The sequence below is a fragment of the Streptomyces sp. NPDC001750 genome, from assembly GCF_042892615.1.
Classification (GTDB): domain Bacteria; phylum Actinomycetota; class Actinomycetes; order Streptomycetales; family Streptomycetaceae; genus Streptomyces.
Genome location: NZ_JBIAUE010000004.1, coordinates 276,031 through 293,133, shown reverse-complemented (window position 1 = coordinate 293,133; position 17,103 = coordinate 276,031). Strand labels below are relative to the sequence as shown.

Annotated in this window: 12 protein-coding genes; 4 read left to right on the top strand and 8 right to left on the bottom strand. The window is 72.7% G+C overall.

Going from position 1 to position 17,103, the window contains the following annotated elements; all coding sequences use genetic code 11:
- Positions 1 to 27: 27 nt before the first annotated feature.
- Positions 28 to 3,405: a BTAD domain-containing putative transcriptional regulator gene (locus tag ACFYY6_RS09500; protein WP_389192397.1), complete on the top strand. Its 3,378-nt coding sequence runs from the start codon at positions 28 to 30 to the stop codon at positions 3,403 to 3,405.
- Positions 3,406 to 3,478: 73 nt separating this feature from the next.
- Here ACFYY6_RS09500 and ACFYY6_RS09495 read toward each other — a convergent pair whose 3' ends face one another.
- From ACFYY6_RS09495 to panB, 3 genes are all read right to left on the bottom strand, one after another.
- The gene (locus ACFYY6_RS09495) at positions 3,479 to 4,342 is read right to left on the bottom strand and encodes an ABC transporter permease (protein ID WP_351521759.1); all 864 of its coding nucleotides are present in this window, start codon (positions 4,340 to 4,342) and stop codon (positions 3,479 to 3,481) included.
- The gene (locus tag ACFYY6_RS09490; RefSeq protein ID WP_351521783.1) at positions 4,339 to 5,361 is read right to left on the bottom strand and encodes an ATP-binding cassette domain-containing protein; all 1,023 of its coding nucleotides are present in this window, start codon (positions 5,359 to 5,361) and stop codon (positions 4,339 to 4,341) included. Before ACFYY6_RS09490 ends, ACFYY6_RS09495 begins: the two co-directional genes overlap by 4 nt.
- 191 nt (positions 5,362 to 5,552) lie before the next feature.
- Positions 5,553 to 6,440 carry a 3-methyl-2-oxobutanoate hydroxymethyltransferase gene (panB, locus tag ACFYY6_RS09485; protein WP_351521757.1) on the bottom strand — a complete coding sequence of 296 codons (888 nt, stop codon included), beginning with the start codon at positions 6,438 to 6,440 and terminating at the stop codon, positions 5,553 to 5,555.
- 213 nt (positions 6,441 to 6,653) lie between these two features.
- Here panB and ACFYY6_RS09480 point away from each other — a divergent pair, with 213 nt between their 5' ends.
- The 3 genes from ACFYY6_RS09480 (at position 6,654) to ACFYY6_RS09470 (ending at position 10,400) form a co-directional block, all read left to right on the top strand.
- Positions 6,654 to 8,288: an MFS transporter gene (locus ACFYY6_RS09480; protein WP_389192394.1), complete on the top strand. Its 1,635-nt coding sequence runs from the start codon at positions 6,654 to 6,656 to the stop codon at positions 8,286 to 8,288.
- 158 nt (positions 8,289 to 8,446) lie between these two features.
- Positions 8,447 to 9,094, top strand: coding sequence for a TetR/AcrR family transcriptional regulator (locus ACFYY6_RS09475; RefSeq protein WP_389192391.1), 648 nt, complete (start codon positions 8,447 to 8,449; stop codon positions 9,092 to 9,094).
- 283 nt (positions 9,095 to 9,377) lie between these two features.
- The gene (locus ACFYY6_RS09470) at positions 9,378 to 10,400 is read left to right on the top strand and encodes an endonuclease/exonuclease/phosphatase family protein (protein ID WP_351521751.1); all 1,023 of its coding nucleotides are present in this window, start codon (positions 9,378 to 9,380) and stop codon (positions 10,398 to 10,400) included.
- A gap of 240 nt (positions 10,401 to 10,640) precedes the next feature.
- Here ACFYY6_RS09470 and ACFYY6_RS09465 read toward each other — a convergent pair whose 3' ends face one another.
- The 5 genes from ACFYY6_RS09465 to ACFYY6_RS09445 form a co-directional block, all read right to left on the bottom strand.
- A complete protein-coding gene (locus ACFYY6_RS09465) occupies positions 10,641 to 12,401 on the bottom strand; it encodes an NAD+ synthase (protein WP_351628591.1) in 1,761 nt (586 codons plus the stop codon).
- 102 nt (positions 12,402 to 12,503) lie between these two features.
- On the bottom strand, positions 12,504 to 14,270 hold the full coding sequence (locus ACFYY6_RS09460; RefSeq protein ID WP_389192387.1) for a multicopper oxidase family protein: 1,767 nt from the start codon (positions 14,268 to 14,270) through the stop codon (positions 12,504 to 12,506).
- A 511-nt stretch (positions 14,271 to 14,781) separates the two neighbouring features.
- Positions 14,782 to 15,207 (bottom strand): CBS domain-containing protein, encoded by a 426-nt coding sequence (locus ACFYY6_RS09455; protein WP_351521745.1) that lies wholly within the window; start codon positions 15,205 to 15,207, stop codon positions 14,782 to 14,784.
- 360 nt (positions 15,208 to 15,567) lie between these two features.
- Complete coding sequence (locus ACFYY6_RS09450) at positions 15,568 to 16,293, bottom strand: DUF305 domain-containing protein (protein ID WP_389192383.1); 726 nt, start codon at positions 16,291 to 16,293, stop codon at positions 15,568 to 15,570.
- Positions 16,290 to 17,012: a DUF3105 domain-containing protein gene (locus ACFYY6_RS09445; RefSeq protein WP_351628583.1), complete on the bottom strand. Its 723-nt coding sequence runs from the start codon at positions 17,010 to 17,012 to the stop codon at positions 16,290 to 16,292. The genes ACFYY6_RS09450 and ACFYY6_RS09445 overlap by 4 nt, the downstream gene beginning before the upstream one ends.
- Between the last annotated feature and the right edge of the window lie 91 nt (positions 17,013 to 17,103).

Sequence of the window (17,103 nt, the reverse complement as noted above, 5' to 3'; positions counted from 1 at the left end):
CCGCTCCCGGTCGCGGAGAATGGGCGAGTGCGCTACAGCATCCTCGGAACCACCCAGGCACTCCGTGACGACGGCACCGCCGTCTCCGTCGGCGGTGCGCGGCTGCGTGCCCTGCTCGCCGCCCTCGCCCTGCGTCCGGGCCGCTCCGTCCCCGCCGCCGTGCTCGTCGACGAGGTGTGGGACGGCGACCCGCCGGCCGATGCGGTGGGCGCGCTCCAGGCGCTCGTGGGGCGGCTGCGGCGGGCCCTCGGGCACGGGGCGGTCACGTCCGGGGAGAGCGGCTACCGGCTGGCAGCCGCCCCGGACGAGGTCGACCTCTACCGCTTCGAGCGGCTCGCGGGGGAGGGGGCGCGGGCCCTGGCGGAGGGGGGCCCGGCGAAGGCCCTGGCCGCGCTCGACGACGCCCTCGCCCTGTGGCGCGGCCCGGTCCTGGCCGATCTGCCCGACCGCGGCGCCGTCGCGGCCCGCTGGACGGCCCGGCGGCTGGACGCCCGCCGCACCAGGATCACCGCGGCACTCGCCCTCGGCCGCGCCGAGGAGACCCTGCCCGAACTGGTCGCGCTCTGCGCCGAGCACCCGATCGACGAACCGCTCCAGGCGCTGCGGCTGCGGGCCCTGCGCGACGCCGGGCGCCCGGCCGAGGCGCTGGCCGCCTACGACGAGGTGCGCACCGTGCTCGCCGACCGGCTCGGCACCGACCCCGGCCCCGAACTGCGCGCCCTGTACGCCGAGTTGCTGGAGCAGGACGCGGCGGTCGGGAAGCACCCGGCCGGGCCGTCACGGCCTCCCGCACCCCATCCCGCCGCCGCCCCGGCCGCAGGCACCGGCGCGCCGCGGGAAGCCCTCGCCGCCCCGCGCGGAAACCTGAGAGCCCGGCTCACCAGCTTCGTCGGGCGCGAGAACGACATCGAGGCCCTGCGCGAGGACCTGGCGCGCACCCGGCTGGTCACCCTCCTCGGCCCCGGTGGCGCCGGGAAGACCCGGCTCTCCCAGGAGGCCGCCGAGTCCTTCGGCGCCGCCTGGCCCGACGGCGTCTGGCTGGCCGAACTCGCCCCGGTCGACGACCCCGAGGCCGTGCCGGAGGCCGTGCTGACCGCGCTCGGCGCCCGCGAGACCGTGCTGCGTGGGGCCGGTGCCGAGGAACTGCGGGTCGCCGAGGGCAACGCGGGCGACCCGCTCGTGCGCCTCACCGAACACTGCTCCCGGCGCCGGATGCTCCTGCTCCTGGACAACTGCGAGCATCTCGTCGGGGCCGCCGCCGCCCTCGCCGACCACCTGCTCGCCCGCTGCCCGCAGCTCACCGTGCTGGCCACCAGCCGTGAACCCCTGGGCGTGCCCGGCGAGTTCGTCCGGCCGGTCGATCCGCTGCCCGACGCGATGGCGCTGCGGCTGCTGGCCGAACGGGGCGCCGCGGCCAGGCCCGGCTTCCGGACCGACGCCGACGAGGAGACCGCCGAGGCCGCCGCGGAGATCTGCCGCCGCCTCGACGGGCTGCCGCTCGCCATCGAACTCGCCGCCGCCCGGCTGCGGATGCTCACCCCGCGCCAGATCGCCGACCGGCTCGACGACCGGTTCCGCCTGCTCACCAGCGGAGCCCGTACCGTACTGCCCCGCCAGCAGACGCTGCGCGCCGTCGTCGACTGGTCCTGGGAACTGCTCGACGCGTCCGAACGCGCCGTCCTGCGCCGCCTGTCCGTCTTCGCGGGCGGCTGCACCCTTGCCGCCGCCGAGGCCGTCTGCGCGGAGGATCCCGGTGGCGCGCGCGAGGTCGCCGGGCTGCTCGGCTCGCTCGTCGACAAGTCCCTCGTCGTCGCCGCGCCCGCCGAGGACGGCGGGATGCGCTACCGGCTGCTGGAGACCGTGGGCGAGTACGCCGCCGAACGGCTCGACGAGGCGGTGGAACGGGACGCCGTGGAACGGCGCCACCTGGTGTACTTCCGGGAGCTGGCCCGTACCACCGACCCGCTGCTGCGCGGAGCCGGGCAGCGGGCCGCCATCGACCGCCTCCAGCACGACTACGAGAACCTCCGCACCGCCCTGCGCCGGGCCGTCGCCGCCCGCGACGAGCAGGAGGCGCTCTGCATGGTGCTGTCGCTGTGCTGGTACTGGCAGATGCGCGATCTGCGCGCCGAGGGCCTGCAATGGGCCGACGCGGTGGCCGCGCTGGGCCCCGACCCCTTCGCCGGGCCCGCCGAACCCGCGCCCTCCCTCCACGAGCGCTGCACCGACGCCCCGCCGCCCATGTCGCCCGAACTGCTCCAGGAGGCGCGGCGCCAGGTGGCCCTGGTCCAGCTGGTCAGCATGGACCACTCCAAGGACGTGTGGGCCGACGAGCAGGGCATGGCCCGGCTGCGGATCATCGCGGCCACCTACCGCGCGGGACAGCCACAGACCTGCCGCTCCCCCGGATCGCTCTGGTTCTTCGCGGTCATGATGACCAGCGGGGTCGACGAACTGCGTACGCTGCTCGACGAGACCGTCCGGGCCAGCCGGGAGCTCGGCTACGCGTGGGAACTGGCGGGGGCGCTCCAGATGCGGGCCAACATCCTGGCCAACCGCCCCGAATGGGCGGGCGCCGCGCACACGGACGCCGACGAGAGCCTGGAGATCTTCCGTCGGCTCGGTGACGACTGGGGAGTCGCCGAAGCGCTCTCCTCCCGCGGCGAGGCCAACGAGAAGCACGGCGAGTACGCGCGCGCCGCCGAGGACTTCCAGGCCGCCATCGGCTACGCGCAGAAGCTCGGCGCCCAGTCACAGGTGTCGGTCCTGCGCACCAGATACGCCTCCGCCCTCACCGAACTCGGCCGCGGCGACGAGGGCGAGACGATTCTGCGCGAGGTGCTCACGGAGGGGCGCCACGCCGGTCACGAGGCGATCCCCGCCGCCCGGATCTACCTCGCCCTGTGGCTGGGCCGCACCGGACGCACGGTCGAGGCGCGCGAGCAACTGTCCCTGCTGCGAGCGGAGTTCCAGTCCGAGACGCTGGCGATGTTCGAGGGCTTCGTGCTCGGTACATGGGCCTGGCTCGACAACCAGGACGGGCGCTACGCCGAGGCCCTGCCCCGGTCCCTGGAGGCGCTGCGGCGGTCCCACGACCGGCTGTCGCAGATGGTGGCTCCGCAGATGTCCGTCATCCACCTCGTCTCCGTCGCACGGGCGATCGCCGGGATCGGCGGCGAACGACGGGCCGCACTGGCGGCCCGGCTGCTGGGGGCCGGCCGGGCGCTGCTGCCCCTGGGACACGCGCCGACGTCCATGGAACGCGACGACTACGCCCGGGTGGAGGAACTGGCCCTCGCCGTCCTCGGCCGGGACGCCTACGACACGGCGTACGCCGAGGGCGGCGGCCTCTCCATGGAGGAGGCCACCGCCCTCGCCGAGACGTACGGACCGGAGCGGGACTGAACCGCCGCCCGGCCGTCCGGTGCGCGCACCCGCGTCCGGCACGTAACGGCCGCGCCCTTCGGCCCGCACCGGTTCAGCTCTTCCTGCGGAACTTCGAGACCGCCAGCGGAGCCGCCACCGCGGTGATCGCCACCGCCCAGCCGAGCGTGAGCCACGTCGCGTGGGCGACCGGTCCGCCGATCATCAGCCCGCGCGCCGCGTCCGCCAGGTTGGACAGCGGGTTGTAGTCGGTGAACGCCTGGAGCCAGCCGGGCATGGTGGCGGTCGGGGCGAAGATCGAGGAACCGAACTGAAGGGGCATCAGAACCAGGAACCCCATCCCCTGCACCGCCTGGGCGGACTTCAGCGACAGCCCCAGCAGGATGAAGATCCACATGATCGCGGCGCCGAACACCATCGAGAGACCGACCGCCGCGAGCAGGCCGAGCACCGAGGTCTTCAGCTCCATGCCGAGCAGGAAGCCCATGCCCAGCAGGATCGCCGTGGCCACCATCATCCGGCCCAGCTCGACCACGATCTTCGCGACGAGGACCGACGACCGGGCGATCGGCATCGTCCGGAACCGGTCCATGACCCCCTTGCGGAAGTCCTCGTTGACCCCGGTGCCGACCGCGGTGGCGATGTTCATGCCCAGCATCGCCATCATGCCCGGGACCACGTAGTTGATGTACGTCTGCCGGTCGCCGCCCAGACTCGCGCCGATGGACCCGCCGAAGACGTACACGAACAGCAGGATGAAGACGATGGGCATCAGCAGCACATCGAACATCGACTCCGGATCCTTCTTGATCTGGAGCACGTTGCGCCGCATCAGCGCGCCGATGTGCCGCAGGTTGGCGCGCAGCCCGATCCGGCCCTCGCCGACGAGCGCCCTCGGCGCGGCGGACGGGGCCTGCCCGGCCGTGACGGGCTGCTGGATCGTCGTACTCGTGCTCATGCCGCGACCTCCGCGGGGATCGTGTCGGTGGCGGAAGCGGTCTTCTCGCCGGTGATGGCCAGGAACACCTCGTCCAGGCTGGGCAGTGCGGTGGCGACGTGCGCCAGCGGGTAGCCCCGGGCGCCGAGCAGGCCGATGACGGCGGTCAGCTGCTCGTCGCTGAGGATCGGCACGTACAGCAGTCCCTCGTCCGGGACCGCCTGCGCGCCCGCGACCCCGTCCAGACCGGTCTCCCGCAGCGCCTGCGCCATCGCGGGCAGCTGCGTCGGGTCCGAGGGGCGGATCTGCAGGGTGCGCCCGCCCACCTTCGCCTTGAGCTCGTCGACCCCGCCGTTGGCGATGATCCGGCCCCTGTCGATGACGGTGAGCTCGTTCGCGAGCTGCTCCGCCTCCTCCATGTACTGGGTGGTGAGCAGGACCGTCGCGCCCTCCGCGACCATCCTCTGCACCTCGTCCCAGACCTCGTTGCGGGTCCGGGGGTCGAGCCCCGTCGTCGGCTCGTCCAGGTAGAGGACGGCCGGGCGGCCGATCATCGAAGCGGCCAGGTCGAGGCGGCGCCGCATGCCGCCGGAGTAGTCCATCGCGGCGCGCCGGGCCGCGTCGGTGAGCGAGAACCGCTCCAGCAGCTCGTCGGCCCGGGCGCGGGCGGCCTTGCGCGACAGATCGAGCAGCCGCCCGATCATGTAGAGGTTCTCCCAGCCGGACAGCTTCTCGTCGACCGAGGCGTACTGCCCGGTCAGTCCGATGGTGCGGCGCAGCTGCCGGGGCTGCTTCACCACGTCGTAGCCCGCCACGACGGCGTGTCCGGCGTCGGGGACGATCAGGGTGGACAGGCAGCGCACGAGGGTGGTCTTGCCCGCGCCGTTGGGACCGAGCACACCGAGCACCGTGCCTTCGCGGACGTCGAGGTCCACGCCGTCCAGAGCCTTGGTCGAGCCGTAGTGCTTGACCAGCCCCCGGACCTCCACGGCATTGGTGCCGTTCCTGGGGTTCTTGTCGTTTCGCGTCATGCCCACCATGGGAACAGGCGCCACCGACAGTCCGCCGACAACAGACCGACACGGGGCCGACATGGGGCCGACAGGGCGTCGACGACGGACCGAGGGACGGACCGGTGGGAGGCCGACAGCCCGCCGATGGGGGAGGTCGGCGGGCTGTCGGTGGTGCGGGCAGTGGTCTGTGCCGGGCGCCGCTGCTTTCGCAGCACGCCCTAGTGGAAGGTGTGCTCGGCGGCCGGGAAGGCGCCGCCGACGACCTCTTCCGCGTACTCCTTCGCCGCGTCGCCCAGCACCTTGCGCAGATTCGCGTACTGCTTGGTGAAGCGCGGCGTCCTGCCGCCGGTCAGTCCGACCATGTCGGTGTAGACCAGCACCTGGGCGTCCGTGTCCGGACCGGCGCCGATGCCGACGGTCGGGATGTGCAGGGTGCGGGTGATCTCGGCGGCCAGCTCGGCCGGTACGAGCTCCAGGACGACGGCGAACGCGCCCGCGTCCTGCACGGCCTTGGCGTCGCGCAGCAACTGCTGCGCGGCCTCCTCGCCGCGGCCCTGCACCCGGTAGCCCATCGCGTTCACGGACTGCGGGGTCAGACCGATGTGGGCCATCACCGGGATGCCGGCGTCGACCAGCAGCCGGATCTGCTCGTGGCTGCGCTCGCCGCCCTCCAGCTTGACCGCGCCGACGCCGGACTCCTTGATCAGCCGGGTGGCGTTGCGCAGGGCCTGGACGGGGCCCTCCTGGTACGCCCCGAAGGGCAGGTCGGCGACGATCAGCGCACGCCTGGTGCCCCGTACGACGGCGGCGGAGAGGACCGCCGTCTCGTCCATCGTGACGGGCACGGTGGTCTCGTATCCGAGGTGGCAGTTGCCCATCGAGTCGCCGACGAGCAGGACCGGGATACCGGCCTCGTCGAAGACGGACGCGGTCATCGCGTCGTACGCGGTGAGCATGGGCCACTTCTCGCCGCGCCCGGTGGCGGCGGCGATGTCGTGGACGGTGACGCGGCGGGTGCTCTTGCCCCCGTACAGCGCCTTGCTGCTGTCGGTGGCGGCTCCCGCGTCGGATGTGGCGGACGTGTTCCGCGCAGCCTGAAGCGACATGTGCCTACGGCTCCTTCGTCATCTCGAGGCGCCCTGACGGCGTCCCCGGACCGGTTCCATGGTGGCATCCCGTGCCCGCCCGCGGGAAGTGGGCTCGCACAAGCCCGTGCCGCGGGCTCCGGCGCGGCGTCCCGTCCTCGGCGCGGGACCCGCCCCCCGGCGGGCTTACCTATACGAGACGGTCTCGTATCGAATCCAGGTAGGATCCCGGCCATGTCCATACCGTCGGGCGCTCGCACCGCCCTGTTCCAAGTCCCCGAGGCGGTCCACCGCCGCCGTTGGGCGATCCTCGCCGTTCTGATGTTCAGCCTGCTCATCGTGGTTCTGGACAACTCGATCCTGAACGTCGCGGTCAAGACCATCGCCAGTCCCGCACCCACCGGCATCGGTGCCACCCAGAGCGAGCTGGAGTGGGCCATCAACTCCTACACGCTCGTCTTCGCGGGGCTCCTGTTCACCGCGGGACTGCTCGGCGACCGGGTCGGCCGCAAGAAGGTGCTGCTCTTCGGCATCCTCGTCTTCGGCGTCGGCTCGGCCCTGGCCGCCCTGTCCGGCTCGCCCGGTGAGCTGATCACCTGGCGTGCCGTCATGGGCTTCGGCGCCGCGTTCGTCATGCCGGCCACGCTCGCCGTCCTGATGAACGTCTTCGAGCGCGACGAGCAGCCCAAGGCCATCGGCATCTGGGCCGGCAGCGTCGGCCTCGGCATCGCGATCGGCCCGATCACCGGCGGTCTGCTGCTCGAACACTTCTGGTGGGGCTCGATCTTCCTCGTCAACGTTCCCGTGGTGGTGGTCGCCCTGATCGCGATGGTGCTGCTGGTGCCCGACTCCAAGGACCCGAAGCCGGGCCGGACCGACCCGCTCGGCGTCCTGCTCTCCGTCGTCGGCCTGGTCCTGCTGGTCTACGGCATCATCCGCGGCGGCGAACTCGGCGACTTCACGGACGCCGCGGTGCTCCTCCCGATCGTCGGCGGTCTGGCTGTCCTGGCCGCGTTCGTGTGGCACGAGCGGCGCAGCAGCCACCCCGCCCTGGACGTCACGTATTTCAGACAGCCGCCGTTCGCCGCGGCCGTCGCCGCCATCGCGCTGATCTTCTTCGCGCTGATGGGCGTGACCTTCTTCTCCGCGTTCTACATGCAGAGCGTGCGGGGCTGGACCGCGCTCCAGGCCGGTCTGCTGATCCTTCCGCTGGCCGCCGCCCAGATGGTCTTCGCGCCGCGCGCGCGGCTGGTCGTGGACCGGTTCGGCGCCCGCGCGGTGTGCACCGTCGGCCTGCTGATGGTCGCGTGCGGGCTCGCGGCGTTCGCCCTGTTCGACGCCACCACACCGGTCTGGGTGCTGTGCGTGCTGTTCTTCGTCCAGGGCACGGGCATGGCGCACGTGATGACGCCGGTCACGGTCTCCGTCATGCAGACGCTGCCCCGGGAGAGGGCGGGCTCCGGATCGGCCGTCAACAACACGTTCCGGCAGGTCGGCGGGGCGCTCGGGATCGCCGTGCTCGGCTCGGTGCTGTCCACCGTCTACCGCGGCGGCATCGAGGGGCATCTCGACGTGCTGCCGGCCGGTGCCAGGGACGTGGCGGGCGAGTCGATCGAGGCGACGCTCGCCGTCGCGGAGAGAATGGGTCCCGCGGGCGCTCCGCTGGTCACGGCGGCGCACGACGCGTTCCTGGACGCCATGCACATCACCGCCCTCTGCTCGGCCGGCATCGCCCTGGTGGGCGCGCTCGTGGTCGCGCTGTTCCTGCCGGGCAGGGCGCCCGTCGGCCGAGCGCCCCGAGGGGCCGACGAGGAAGGGGCGTCCGTCCGTACGGGCCGGGGCGCGCCGGTGACGGTCACGGAGGACTGAGAACGCCTCCGGAGTCCTCCTGGAACGGAGCATTCCAGAGGATCGGGAAGCGCCGCCCTCGGGGACCGGCCCGGCCCCGGTCCCCGAGGAGGGCGGCACACCGGGGCGCCGTCGCCGTCGGCGAGAATCGGTGCGGCGGACGGTGCGGCGAGAGGTGGATGTACGTGAGGGCACAGGCACAGGTACCGGACCGGGACCGCCCGGCCGGGAAGGATCCGGAACCGCGCAGGGGCCGGCCGCGCAGCGCGGCGGCCGAGCGGGCGATCCTGGATGCCGTCGTCGGGCTGCTGGAGGCAGGTGAGCCGCTCGCCGCGCTGTCCATCGAGCGGATCGCCAGGACCGCCGGGGTCGGCAAGGCGACCATCTACCGGCGCTGGAGCGGCAAGGAGGAACTCTTCGTCGACGTCCTGCGCGACATCGAGCCCCCGGAACCCGCCGTCCCCGGCACCGCCGGTCTCGACGACCTGCGGCTGCTGCTGGACTCGATGCGCAGGCGCGGCCTCGCCCAGCGCTCCTCCGTCCTGCTCCACAACGTCTTCGCCCAGATGAAGAGCCACCCCAGGCTGTGGGACGAGTACCACCGCACGGTGATCGCGCCCCGCCGTAACGCCATGCTGGCCGCCGTGCGGCGAGCGGTCGACGCGGGCGAACTCCGCGCGGACCTGGACGTGGAACTCATGAACGACCTGTTCCTCGGGCCCATGCTCGTCCGCACCATCCACCGGCCCGACGCGCCCCTGCCCGAGGACCTCGCCGACCGCATCATCCGCACCCTGGGCGAAGGGCTGGCACCGGCCCGCCCCTGACCGGACCGGTCCCATGGACGGCGACGGCGCCCGCGCCCGGAGCCCGTGAGGGTGAAGCCGACCCGGGGAGACCGGGGGAGACCGGTGGAGTGAGGGCGACCGGACCCGTGGACTGTGATCGTTCTGTCACAAGCCCCGGCGGAACCCGCCCCGTCGGAACTCATCGGCCCCCGCCCTTCGTCCTTGTGGCAGTACCGCCGTCGTGGACGGTCGGGAACACGCCGCGCATCGCCTAGGGTCGGGAGCGCGGCGACACGTACGGCAAGGCAGTGAGGACAGCGCGATGGTGCAGGCGTACGGAGCGGACACCGGGAACGACCGCGCGGAGACGCGGAGCACCGGGCCCCGTGTCCGGGACCTGCGCGACCGGTGGAGCCGGGCCAGAGGCATCTGGCGGCGCGGTGTCGTCCTGGCCGTCTGCTCGGTCCTCGTGACCCTCGTGATGGTCTTCCACGCGCAGATCCCGAACGCCGTCGGCAACCTGGGCAGCCTCACCGAGACGTTCCTGCCGTGGATCGGCGTGCTCGTCCCGCTGCTGCTGGTCCTGGCCCTGGTACGCCGCTCGGCGACCGCGCTGATCGCCCTGCTGCTGCCGGTCGCGGTCTGGCTCAACCTGTTCGGCGGTCTGCTCACCGGCAAGTCGGCCGAGGGCGGCGACCTCACCGTGGCCAGCCACAACGTCAACGCCGACAACCCCGACCCCGCGGGCACCGCCCGGAAGGTCGCGGACTCCGGCGCCGACGTCATCGCCCTGGAGGAACTGCCGAACGACGAGGTGGCGAAGTACGAGGCGGCGCTCGCCGACCGCTACCCGTACCACTCGGTGCAGGGGACCGTCGGCCTCTGGAGCAAGCACCCGATGCGCGACGCCCGCCCGGTCGACATCAAGATGGGCTGGCCCCGGGCACTGCGTGCCACGGTGACGACGCCCGAGGGCGACGTCGCCGTCTACGTCGCCCACCTGCCGTCCGTGCGGGTCAAGCTGCACGCCGGGTTCACCGCCAACCAGCGCGACAACAGCGCCGACACCCTGGGCGAGGCCATCGCCGACGAACGGCTCGACCGGGTGATCCTGCTCGGCGACCTCAACGGGACGATGAACGACCGCTCGCTCAACGCGGTCACCTCGCAGCTGCGGTCCACCCAGGGCGCGGCGGGCGACGGCTTCGGCTTCAGCTGGCCGGCGTCCTTCCCGATGGCGAGGATCGACCAGATCCTCGTGAAGGGCGTCGAGCCGGTGTCGTCGTGGACGCTCCCGGCGACGGACAGCGACCACCTCCCCATCGCGGCGCGCGTCCAGTTCTGACGCGCACTCGCTCCCGGCCCGCCCGGACCCGGCCTCGGCGGCGGATCCGGGGCCCGGGAGCGCGGGCGTGCCCGGGCGGGCGACGGGGAGCGCGAGGCCGCAGCTCACCGGCATCGCGGCACGGCGACGCACCGCGGCTCACCGGAGTACTGCCCACCTGCCGGGTCCGCGGACGACGGGGCCGCCGCTGCCGGGCCGGTCGTCGCCGGGCCCGCCCACGGCGGCCTGCCGTCCCGTCGCTCAGACCGACTCGCGCCACCGGTTGGTGATCGGCAGACGGCGGTCCTTGCCGAAGCCCTTCGGGGAGATCTTCGTGCCCGGCGGGTACTGCCGCCGCTTGTACTCCGCCGCGTCCACCATCCGCAGGGTCCTCGCCACCAGCACCTCGTCGAAGCCCGCCGCGACGATGTCGGCCAGCCCCCGGTCCTGATCGACGTACAGCTCCAGGATCCGGTCCAGCACGTCGTAGTCGGGCAGCGAGTCCGTGTCGACCTGGTCCGGGCGCAGCTCGGCGCTGGGCGGCTTGGTGATGGACGCCTCCGGGATCGGCGGGGTCTGGCCGCGCTCCTCGGCGGCACGGTTGCGCCACTTCGCGAGCCGGAAGACCGACGTCTTGTAGACGTCCTTGATCGGCCCGTACGCCCCGACCGAGTCGCCGTACAGCGTCGAGTAGCCGACCGCCAGCTCGGACTTGTTGCCCGGCGCGAGGACGATCTGGCCCTCCTGGTTGGAGACCGCCATCAGCATCGTGCCGCGCAGCCGGGACTGGAGGTTCTCCTCGGCGAGACCGGTGAGCCCCAGCGACTCCATGTAGGCGTCGAACATCGGCTCGATCGGTACGGTGCGGAAGTTCAGCCCGGTGCGGCGGGCCAGTTCGGCCGCGTCGCCCTTGGAGTGGTCCGAGGAGTACTTGGACGGCATCGAGATGCCGTACACGTTCTGCGCGCCCAGCGCGTCGCAGGCGATGGCCGCGACCAGTGCCGAGTCGATGCCGCCGGACAGTCCGATCAGCACACTGCGGAAGCCGTTCTTCGCGGCATACGCCCGCAGGCCCACGACCAGCGCCGAGTACAGCTCCTCGTCGTCGTCGAGCCGCTCGGCGTACCCCCCGGCCAGCTCCGGCTCGTACGCGGGGAGGGGGTCCTCGGAGAGCACCAGGCGATCGATCCGCAGCCCGTCGTTCACCACGCCCGACGCCGCGTCGGCCCCGGTCGCGGCGGCCGGCAGGTCCAGGTCGAGGACCACGCAGCCCTCGGCGAACTGCGGGGCACGGGCGATCACCTCGCCGTCGCGGTCGACGACGATGGAGTCGCCGTCGAAGACCAGTTCGTCCTGGCCGCCGATCATCGCGAGGTACGCGGTGGTGCAGCCGGCCTCCTGGGCCCGCTTGCGGACCAGTTCCAGCCGGGTGTCGTCCTTGTCCCGCTCGTACGGAGAGGCGTTGATGGACAGCAGCAGCCCCGCGCCCGCCGCACGCGCGCCCGGCACCCGGCCGCCGTCCTGCCAGAGGTCCTCGCAGATCGCCAGCGCCACGTCCACGCCGTGCACCCGTACCACCGGCATCGAGTCGCCCGGCACGAAGTAGCGGAACTCGTCGAAGACGCCGTAGTTGGGGAGGTGGTGCTTGGCGAAGGTCAGCGCGACCTGTCCGCGGTGCAGCACGGCGGCGGCGTTCTGCGGGGCGCCCGCAGGCTGGCCGTAGCGCGGCTGGGCCGCCTCGGAACGGTCGAGGTAGCCGACGACGACCGGCAGCTCCCCGAGCCCCTCCGCGTCGAGCCGGGCGGCGAGCGCGCGCAGCGCCCGGCTCGACGCCTCGACGAAGGACGACCGCAGGGCCAGGTCCTCGACGGGGTAGCCGGTCAGCATCATCTCGGGGAACGCCACCAGATGGGCGCCCTGTTCGGCGGAGTGCCGGGTCCAGTGGACGATCGCCTCGGCGTTGCCGGAGAGATCACCGACGGTCGAGTCGATCTGATTCAGTGCGAGACGTAGTTGAGGCACGCGCACCAGTGTAATCGTCTGACTGACGCGATGTCCCGGCGGGGAGCGCGGGCGCCGCCGGACACCCTGCCGGGGCGAGGGGCGCGACGGGGTCCGCGCGGATCAGCGGAGGTAGCCGAGGACCGTCATCATGCCCACGTCCGAGTGGTAGATGTTGTGGCAGTGGAGCATCCACAGGCCGGGGTTGTCCGCCTCGAACTCCATCGCGACGGAACTGTTCGGCCGGACGATCGCGGTGTCCTTGCGCGCCCACTGCCGCTCGCGCCGGTGCGACGCGCGGTGCGCCGGACCCGCCTCCCCCACCAGGCCGAACGAGTGCCCGTGCAGATGGACGGGGTGCCACATCGAGGTGATGTTGAAGAACTCCAGCCGCACGCGCTCGCCCGCCGCGACCGGGCGGCGCCGGTCCGGCGAGTACGGCTCGTGGTCGAAGCCCCAGTCGTACGCCTTCATCGTGCCGGTCAGCTTGTACCGGATGGTCCGGTCGGGCTTCCGGGCGGACAGGGCCGCGGACGGGTGCGGCGACAGCTGCGTGGCCTCCACCAGCTTCCCGTTCAGCTCCTTGGGCCGCACATGGGCGGCGGGCGGCGTGCCCATTCCGGTGCGCAGCAGCGCCAGGGCCGTCGCCCCCTTGCCCTCGGCGAGCGCGGTCAGCGGGAACACCCCGTCCTTGGCGGTGACGATCACGTCGTAGCGCTCTCCCATGCCCAGCACCAGGGCGTCCGTCGTGGTGTGCTGGACCGGGTAGCCGTCGGTGTGGGTGATCGTCATCCGGTGGCCGCCGAGCGCGACCCGGAAGGCGGTGTCGCCGCCCGCGTTGATGATGCGCAGCCGGATGCGTTCGCCGGGCTTGGCGAGGAAGGTGGTGGGGGCCTTGGGGACGCGGCCGTTGATCAGGTAGTACGGGTAGTCGACGTTGCCGCCGTGGCTGTTGAGCAGTTTGCTGAAGCCGTGCCGCATGATGCGCGAGGGTCCGGAGCGCCGCCCGGGGGACTTGGGGGAGCCGGGCGAGCCGGAGGGGCCGCCGCGCCGGGTGTCGTCCGTGTCGTTCTTGCCGTCCGTCTCGTCCGGCCTGCCCTCCTCGTCCGCCCCGTGGGCGCGGTTCATGGAGCCGTGGCGCTTCCCGCTGTGGTCCATGCCGCCCCGGCCGCCGCTCAGCTCGTCGAGCACCGCGTCCGGGGTGGAGCCGCCCACCCCGTCGACCCAGTCGTCGAGGACGACCACCCATTCCTTGTCGTACTTCAGCGTCTCCTTCGGGTCCTCCACGATCAGGGGTGCGTACAGCCCCCGGTCCTGCTGGACGCCCGTGTGCGGGTGGAACCAGTACGTTCCCGGGTGCGGCACCTTGAAGCGGTAGGAGTACTCCTCGCCCGGCTTGATCGGCCGCTGTGTGAGGTCGGGGACGCCGTCCATGTCGTTGCGCACGTTGAGGCCGTGCCAGTGCAGCGAGGTGGCCTCCGGGAGGTGGTTGGCGAGCGTGAGCGCCACGTCGTCGCCCACCGTGAACCGCAGCTCCCGGCCGGGCAGCCGGGCCTCGTAGGCCCAGGAACCGACGACGAGGCCGCCGCCCAGGTCCAGGCGGGACGGGGTGGCGGTGAGGTGGAACTTCCGGTGGGGGCCGGAGCGTCGTTTGGCCTCGGCTTCGGCGACCTCCTTCCCGTCGGGGGAGACGTACTCGTCCCAGGACTTCCCGTGGTGGGGGATTCCGTGGCTTGCGCCGCCGTGCTCCGGGCCGCCGGCGTTCGCGCCACCGCTCTGCGCGGCACGGCGGTCCGGGTCGGATTCACCGGAGCAGGAGGCCAGGAACACCGAACCGGCGGTGGCGGCGGCCGCGCCGAGCACGGCGCGTCGGGTGGGTGGAGTGCGCATGACGGAGAGCACCTCGAGGTGTTGTCGGTACGGCGGGCTGCTGCGGAGGGGGGAGGCGCCCCTTCTCTATGCACAGCACCGACACGCACGGCACCGAGGACGGCGCGCTGAGGACCGGACCGGGCCGGGGAACCGGCCACGGCATCGACGGCATCCGCGCCGCGACACCCGCGAGGAGGTGGGCGATCCCGATGAGCAGCGCCACGAACAGGGACAACTGTCCGTATGTCGCACATCCACTCAGAGTCATGTCGGGCACCTTACCCCGGTTGGGTACCCCCCGCTCGGGGAGACGTCCGGACGCGTGGGGTTGGACGGGGGTGCGAGGAAGCCCGGCAGGGCTGTGAGGAAACGTATCGGCGGGGGTGCGCGGTCCCTGCCGGGGGCAAGTCGTACAGGCGGCCGCTCGCCCGCTCGGCGAGGCGGGCACGCGGCGGCCCGGCGACCCCGGGGGGGCGGGGTGCCGGGCCGTCGAGCGCGAGTACCGGGACGCGTATGGTGCGTGGACCCGTCAACCGCGGGCGTACACCTTCTCCATCCAGCAGGCGAGCTGCTCGTCGGAGAGGTGCCGCGCCAGGTCGGCCTCGCTGATCATGCCGATCAGTTTCTTGTTCTCGACGACCGGAAGCCGACGGATCTGGTGGGTCTGCATCTCCTCCAGGACCATGTCCACGCTCGCGTTGGAATCGATCCAGCGCGGTGTGCCGTGGGCGAGGTCACCCGCGGTCACCTCCGACGGATCGCGTCCCTCCGCCACGCAGCCGAGCACGATGTCGCGGTCGGTGAGGATGCCGATCATCCGGTCCTGTTCGCCGCTGGCCGAGATGGGCAGCGCGCCCACGTGGTGCTCGCGCATCAGCTGCGCGGCCCGGTCCAGCGTCTCGTGTGCGGGGATCCAGGTGGCCCCGGTGTGCATGATGTCCTTCGCAGTGGTCATGAGGGATTCCTCCTGCGTGCCGACGGGCATGCCGTTCACTCCCGAGAACATCCATCGTCGTACGTCCGTTCGGGGTGTGCGACCGCTATCGCCCGTTCGGGTGTATTCGGGATCCGGGGGGAACCGTCACGTCCCGGCGTCTGGTGCTGGCTGTGGCCGGAAAGGTTTGCCAGGAAGCTCGCGGCGTCCGGTGCGGTGCGTCGCGAGGCGGAGGATCGCCCTCGTACGGGACGTACTCGGGTGATGCGACAACGCCGCGAGGTGCCGTGCCGGGCGTCGCGAGCCGGTGAACCTCGCCGGTCACGGCACTAGGTGCCGCCGCACGGCAGACGGCACTTCGACGCCGGTGCCCGGGGCCGTTCATGACCGGGGCTTCGCCCCACGTGCTTCCAGCATCGCGGCCATCGCGTCCAGCTCGGACCGCTGGGCCTCCACCATCCTCTGGGCCAGCCGTTTCTCCGCACCGACCGTGCACAGCCGGACGCAGCCGCGGGCCATGTCGACACCGCCGCGGTGGTGGTCGGTCATCAGCCGGAGGTAGAGGACCTCGGCATCCCTGCCGCTCGCCGTGCGGAGCCGGTCCAGTTCGGCCCGGGTGGCCATGCCGGGCATGAGGGAACCGTCGCGGGGCGGCGGTCCCGTGTGCCCGGCGTGTCCCGGGTGACCGTCCGCCATCCAGGCCATCGGCCCCTGCCCGCCCGGGGCCGTCTTCGGCAACCCCCACAGGTCCAGCCAGCCGAGCATCATGCCTCGCTGATTGGCCTGCGTGTTGGCGATGTCGTACGCGAGGAGGCGCACCTCCTCGTCCCGGGTGCGGTCGCGCACGATGAAGGACATCTCCACGGCCTGCTGGTGGTGGACCGCCATGTCCCGGGCGAACCCGGCGTCCGCGGAGTCCGCCCCGGGCACGTGGAGGGCGGCGGGGGAGCGGGTGCCCCTCGCCCCGTCGCCCCTCGCCCCGCCGGCACGGGCCCCGTCGTCCCGGGCGGAGGCGACCGTCGCCGCCCCCGCGAACAGCAGCGCGAGCAGCGCGGCGGAGCCCACCGCCCGTACCGCCACGCGCCGGTCGCGCCGTGCCCCGGTCATGAGGCCCCCAGCCCGCCCGAGCACGTCGCGCCGGGCTCGGGTGTCTGCGGCCCCTGCACGAACGCCGAGAAGAACCGGTCGACCCGCGGGTCGTCGGCGCCGTCCACCGTCAGCTGGTTGCCCCAGGCGGTCAGCATGATCGCGCCGGCCTGGCCCTCGTACGGGCTCATCAGCGAGTACGGCGTCCTGCCGACCCGCTCGGCGAGCTCGGCGACGTCGGCGTCCGCGGCCCTGTTCGTGTACGTCACCCACACCGCTCCGTGCTCCAGCGAGTGCACGGCGTTCACATCGGGGATCGCCTTCTCGTACACCTCGCCGTCGCAGTTCATCCACACCGGGTTGTGGTCGCCGCCGACCGGGGGCTTCATGGGGTACGCGACGGGCCCGTCGACGTGGTTGCGGGTCAGCTTCGACGCGTCCCACGTCTTCAGACCCCGGATCGGCCCGTCGGCGGACCCGTTCCGCTCCGGCCGGTCCGGCCCCGGTTCGTTCCGGCCCGCTCCGTTCCGGTCCGGCGCGGGTGCCTTGGCGTCGTCCGCCCGGACGCTCCGCTTGTTCTCCGACGCCTCGGACTCCTTCAGCAGGGTGTACGAGCCGAACCCGACCAGGCCGACGACGACGAGGACGCTCAGGCCTATGGCCGTGACACGGGTGCGGCGGTCACGCGAGCGGTCGGCGTCGCGCGTCTGCTCCGGGCGGGTCCGAGGGTCGAGGCTCATGTCGTCGGGTCCTTCTGCGAGGAAGCGGGAAGGGACGGAAAAGACCGGGGAACCAGCACGCCCCGGGCCGCCGCCGAGCGGCTCCGCCCCA

Coding starts and splice junctions, on each gene's coding strand:
- ACFYY6_RS09495 (WP_351521759.1), bottom strand. CDS start 4,342: ATGAGCACGAGTACGACGATCCAGCAGCCCGTCACGGCCGGGCAGGCC.
- ACFYY6_RS09490 (WP_351521783.1), bottom strand. CDS start 5,361: ATGGTGGGCATGACGCGAAACGACAAGAACCCCAGGAACGGCACCAAT.
- panB (WP_351521757.1), bottom strand. CDS start 6,440: ATGTCGCTTCAGGCTGCGCGGAACACGTCCGCCACATCCGACGCGGGA.
- ACFYY6_RS09480 (WP_389192394.1), top strand. CDS start 6,654: ATGTCCATACCGTCGGGCGCTCGCACCGCCCTGTTCCAAGTCCCCGAG.
- ACFYY6_RS09475 (WP_389192391.1), top strand. CDS start 8,447: ATGTACGTGAGGGCACAGGCACAGGTACCGGACCGGGACCGCCCGGCC.
- ACFYY6_RS09470 (WP_351521751.1), top strand. CDS start 9,378: ATGGTGCAGGCGTACGGAGCGGACACCGGGAACGACCGCGCGGAGACG.
- ACFYY6_RS09460 (WP_389192387.1), bottom strand. CDS start 14,270: ATGCGCACTCCACCCACCCGACGCGCCGTGCTCGGCGCGGCCGCCGCC.
- ACFYY6_RS09455 (WP_351521745.1), bottom strand. CDS start 15,207: ATGACCACTGCGAAGGACATCATGCACACCGGGGCCACCTGGATCCCC.
- ACFYY6_RS09450 (WP_389192383.1), bottom strand. CDS start 16,293: ATGACCGGGGCACGGCGCGACCGGCGCGTGGCGGTACGGGCGGTGGGC.
- ACFYY6_RS09445 (WP_351628583.1), bottom strand. CDS start 17,012: ATGAGCCTCGACCCTCGGACCCGCCCGGAGCAGACGCGCGACGCCGAC.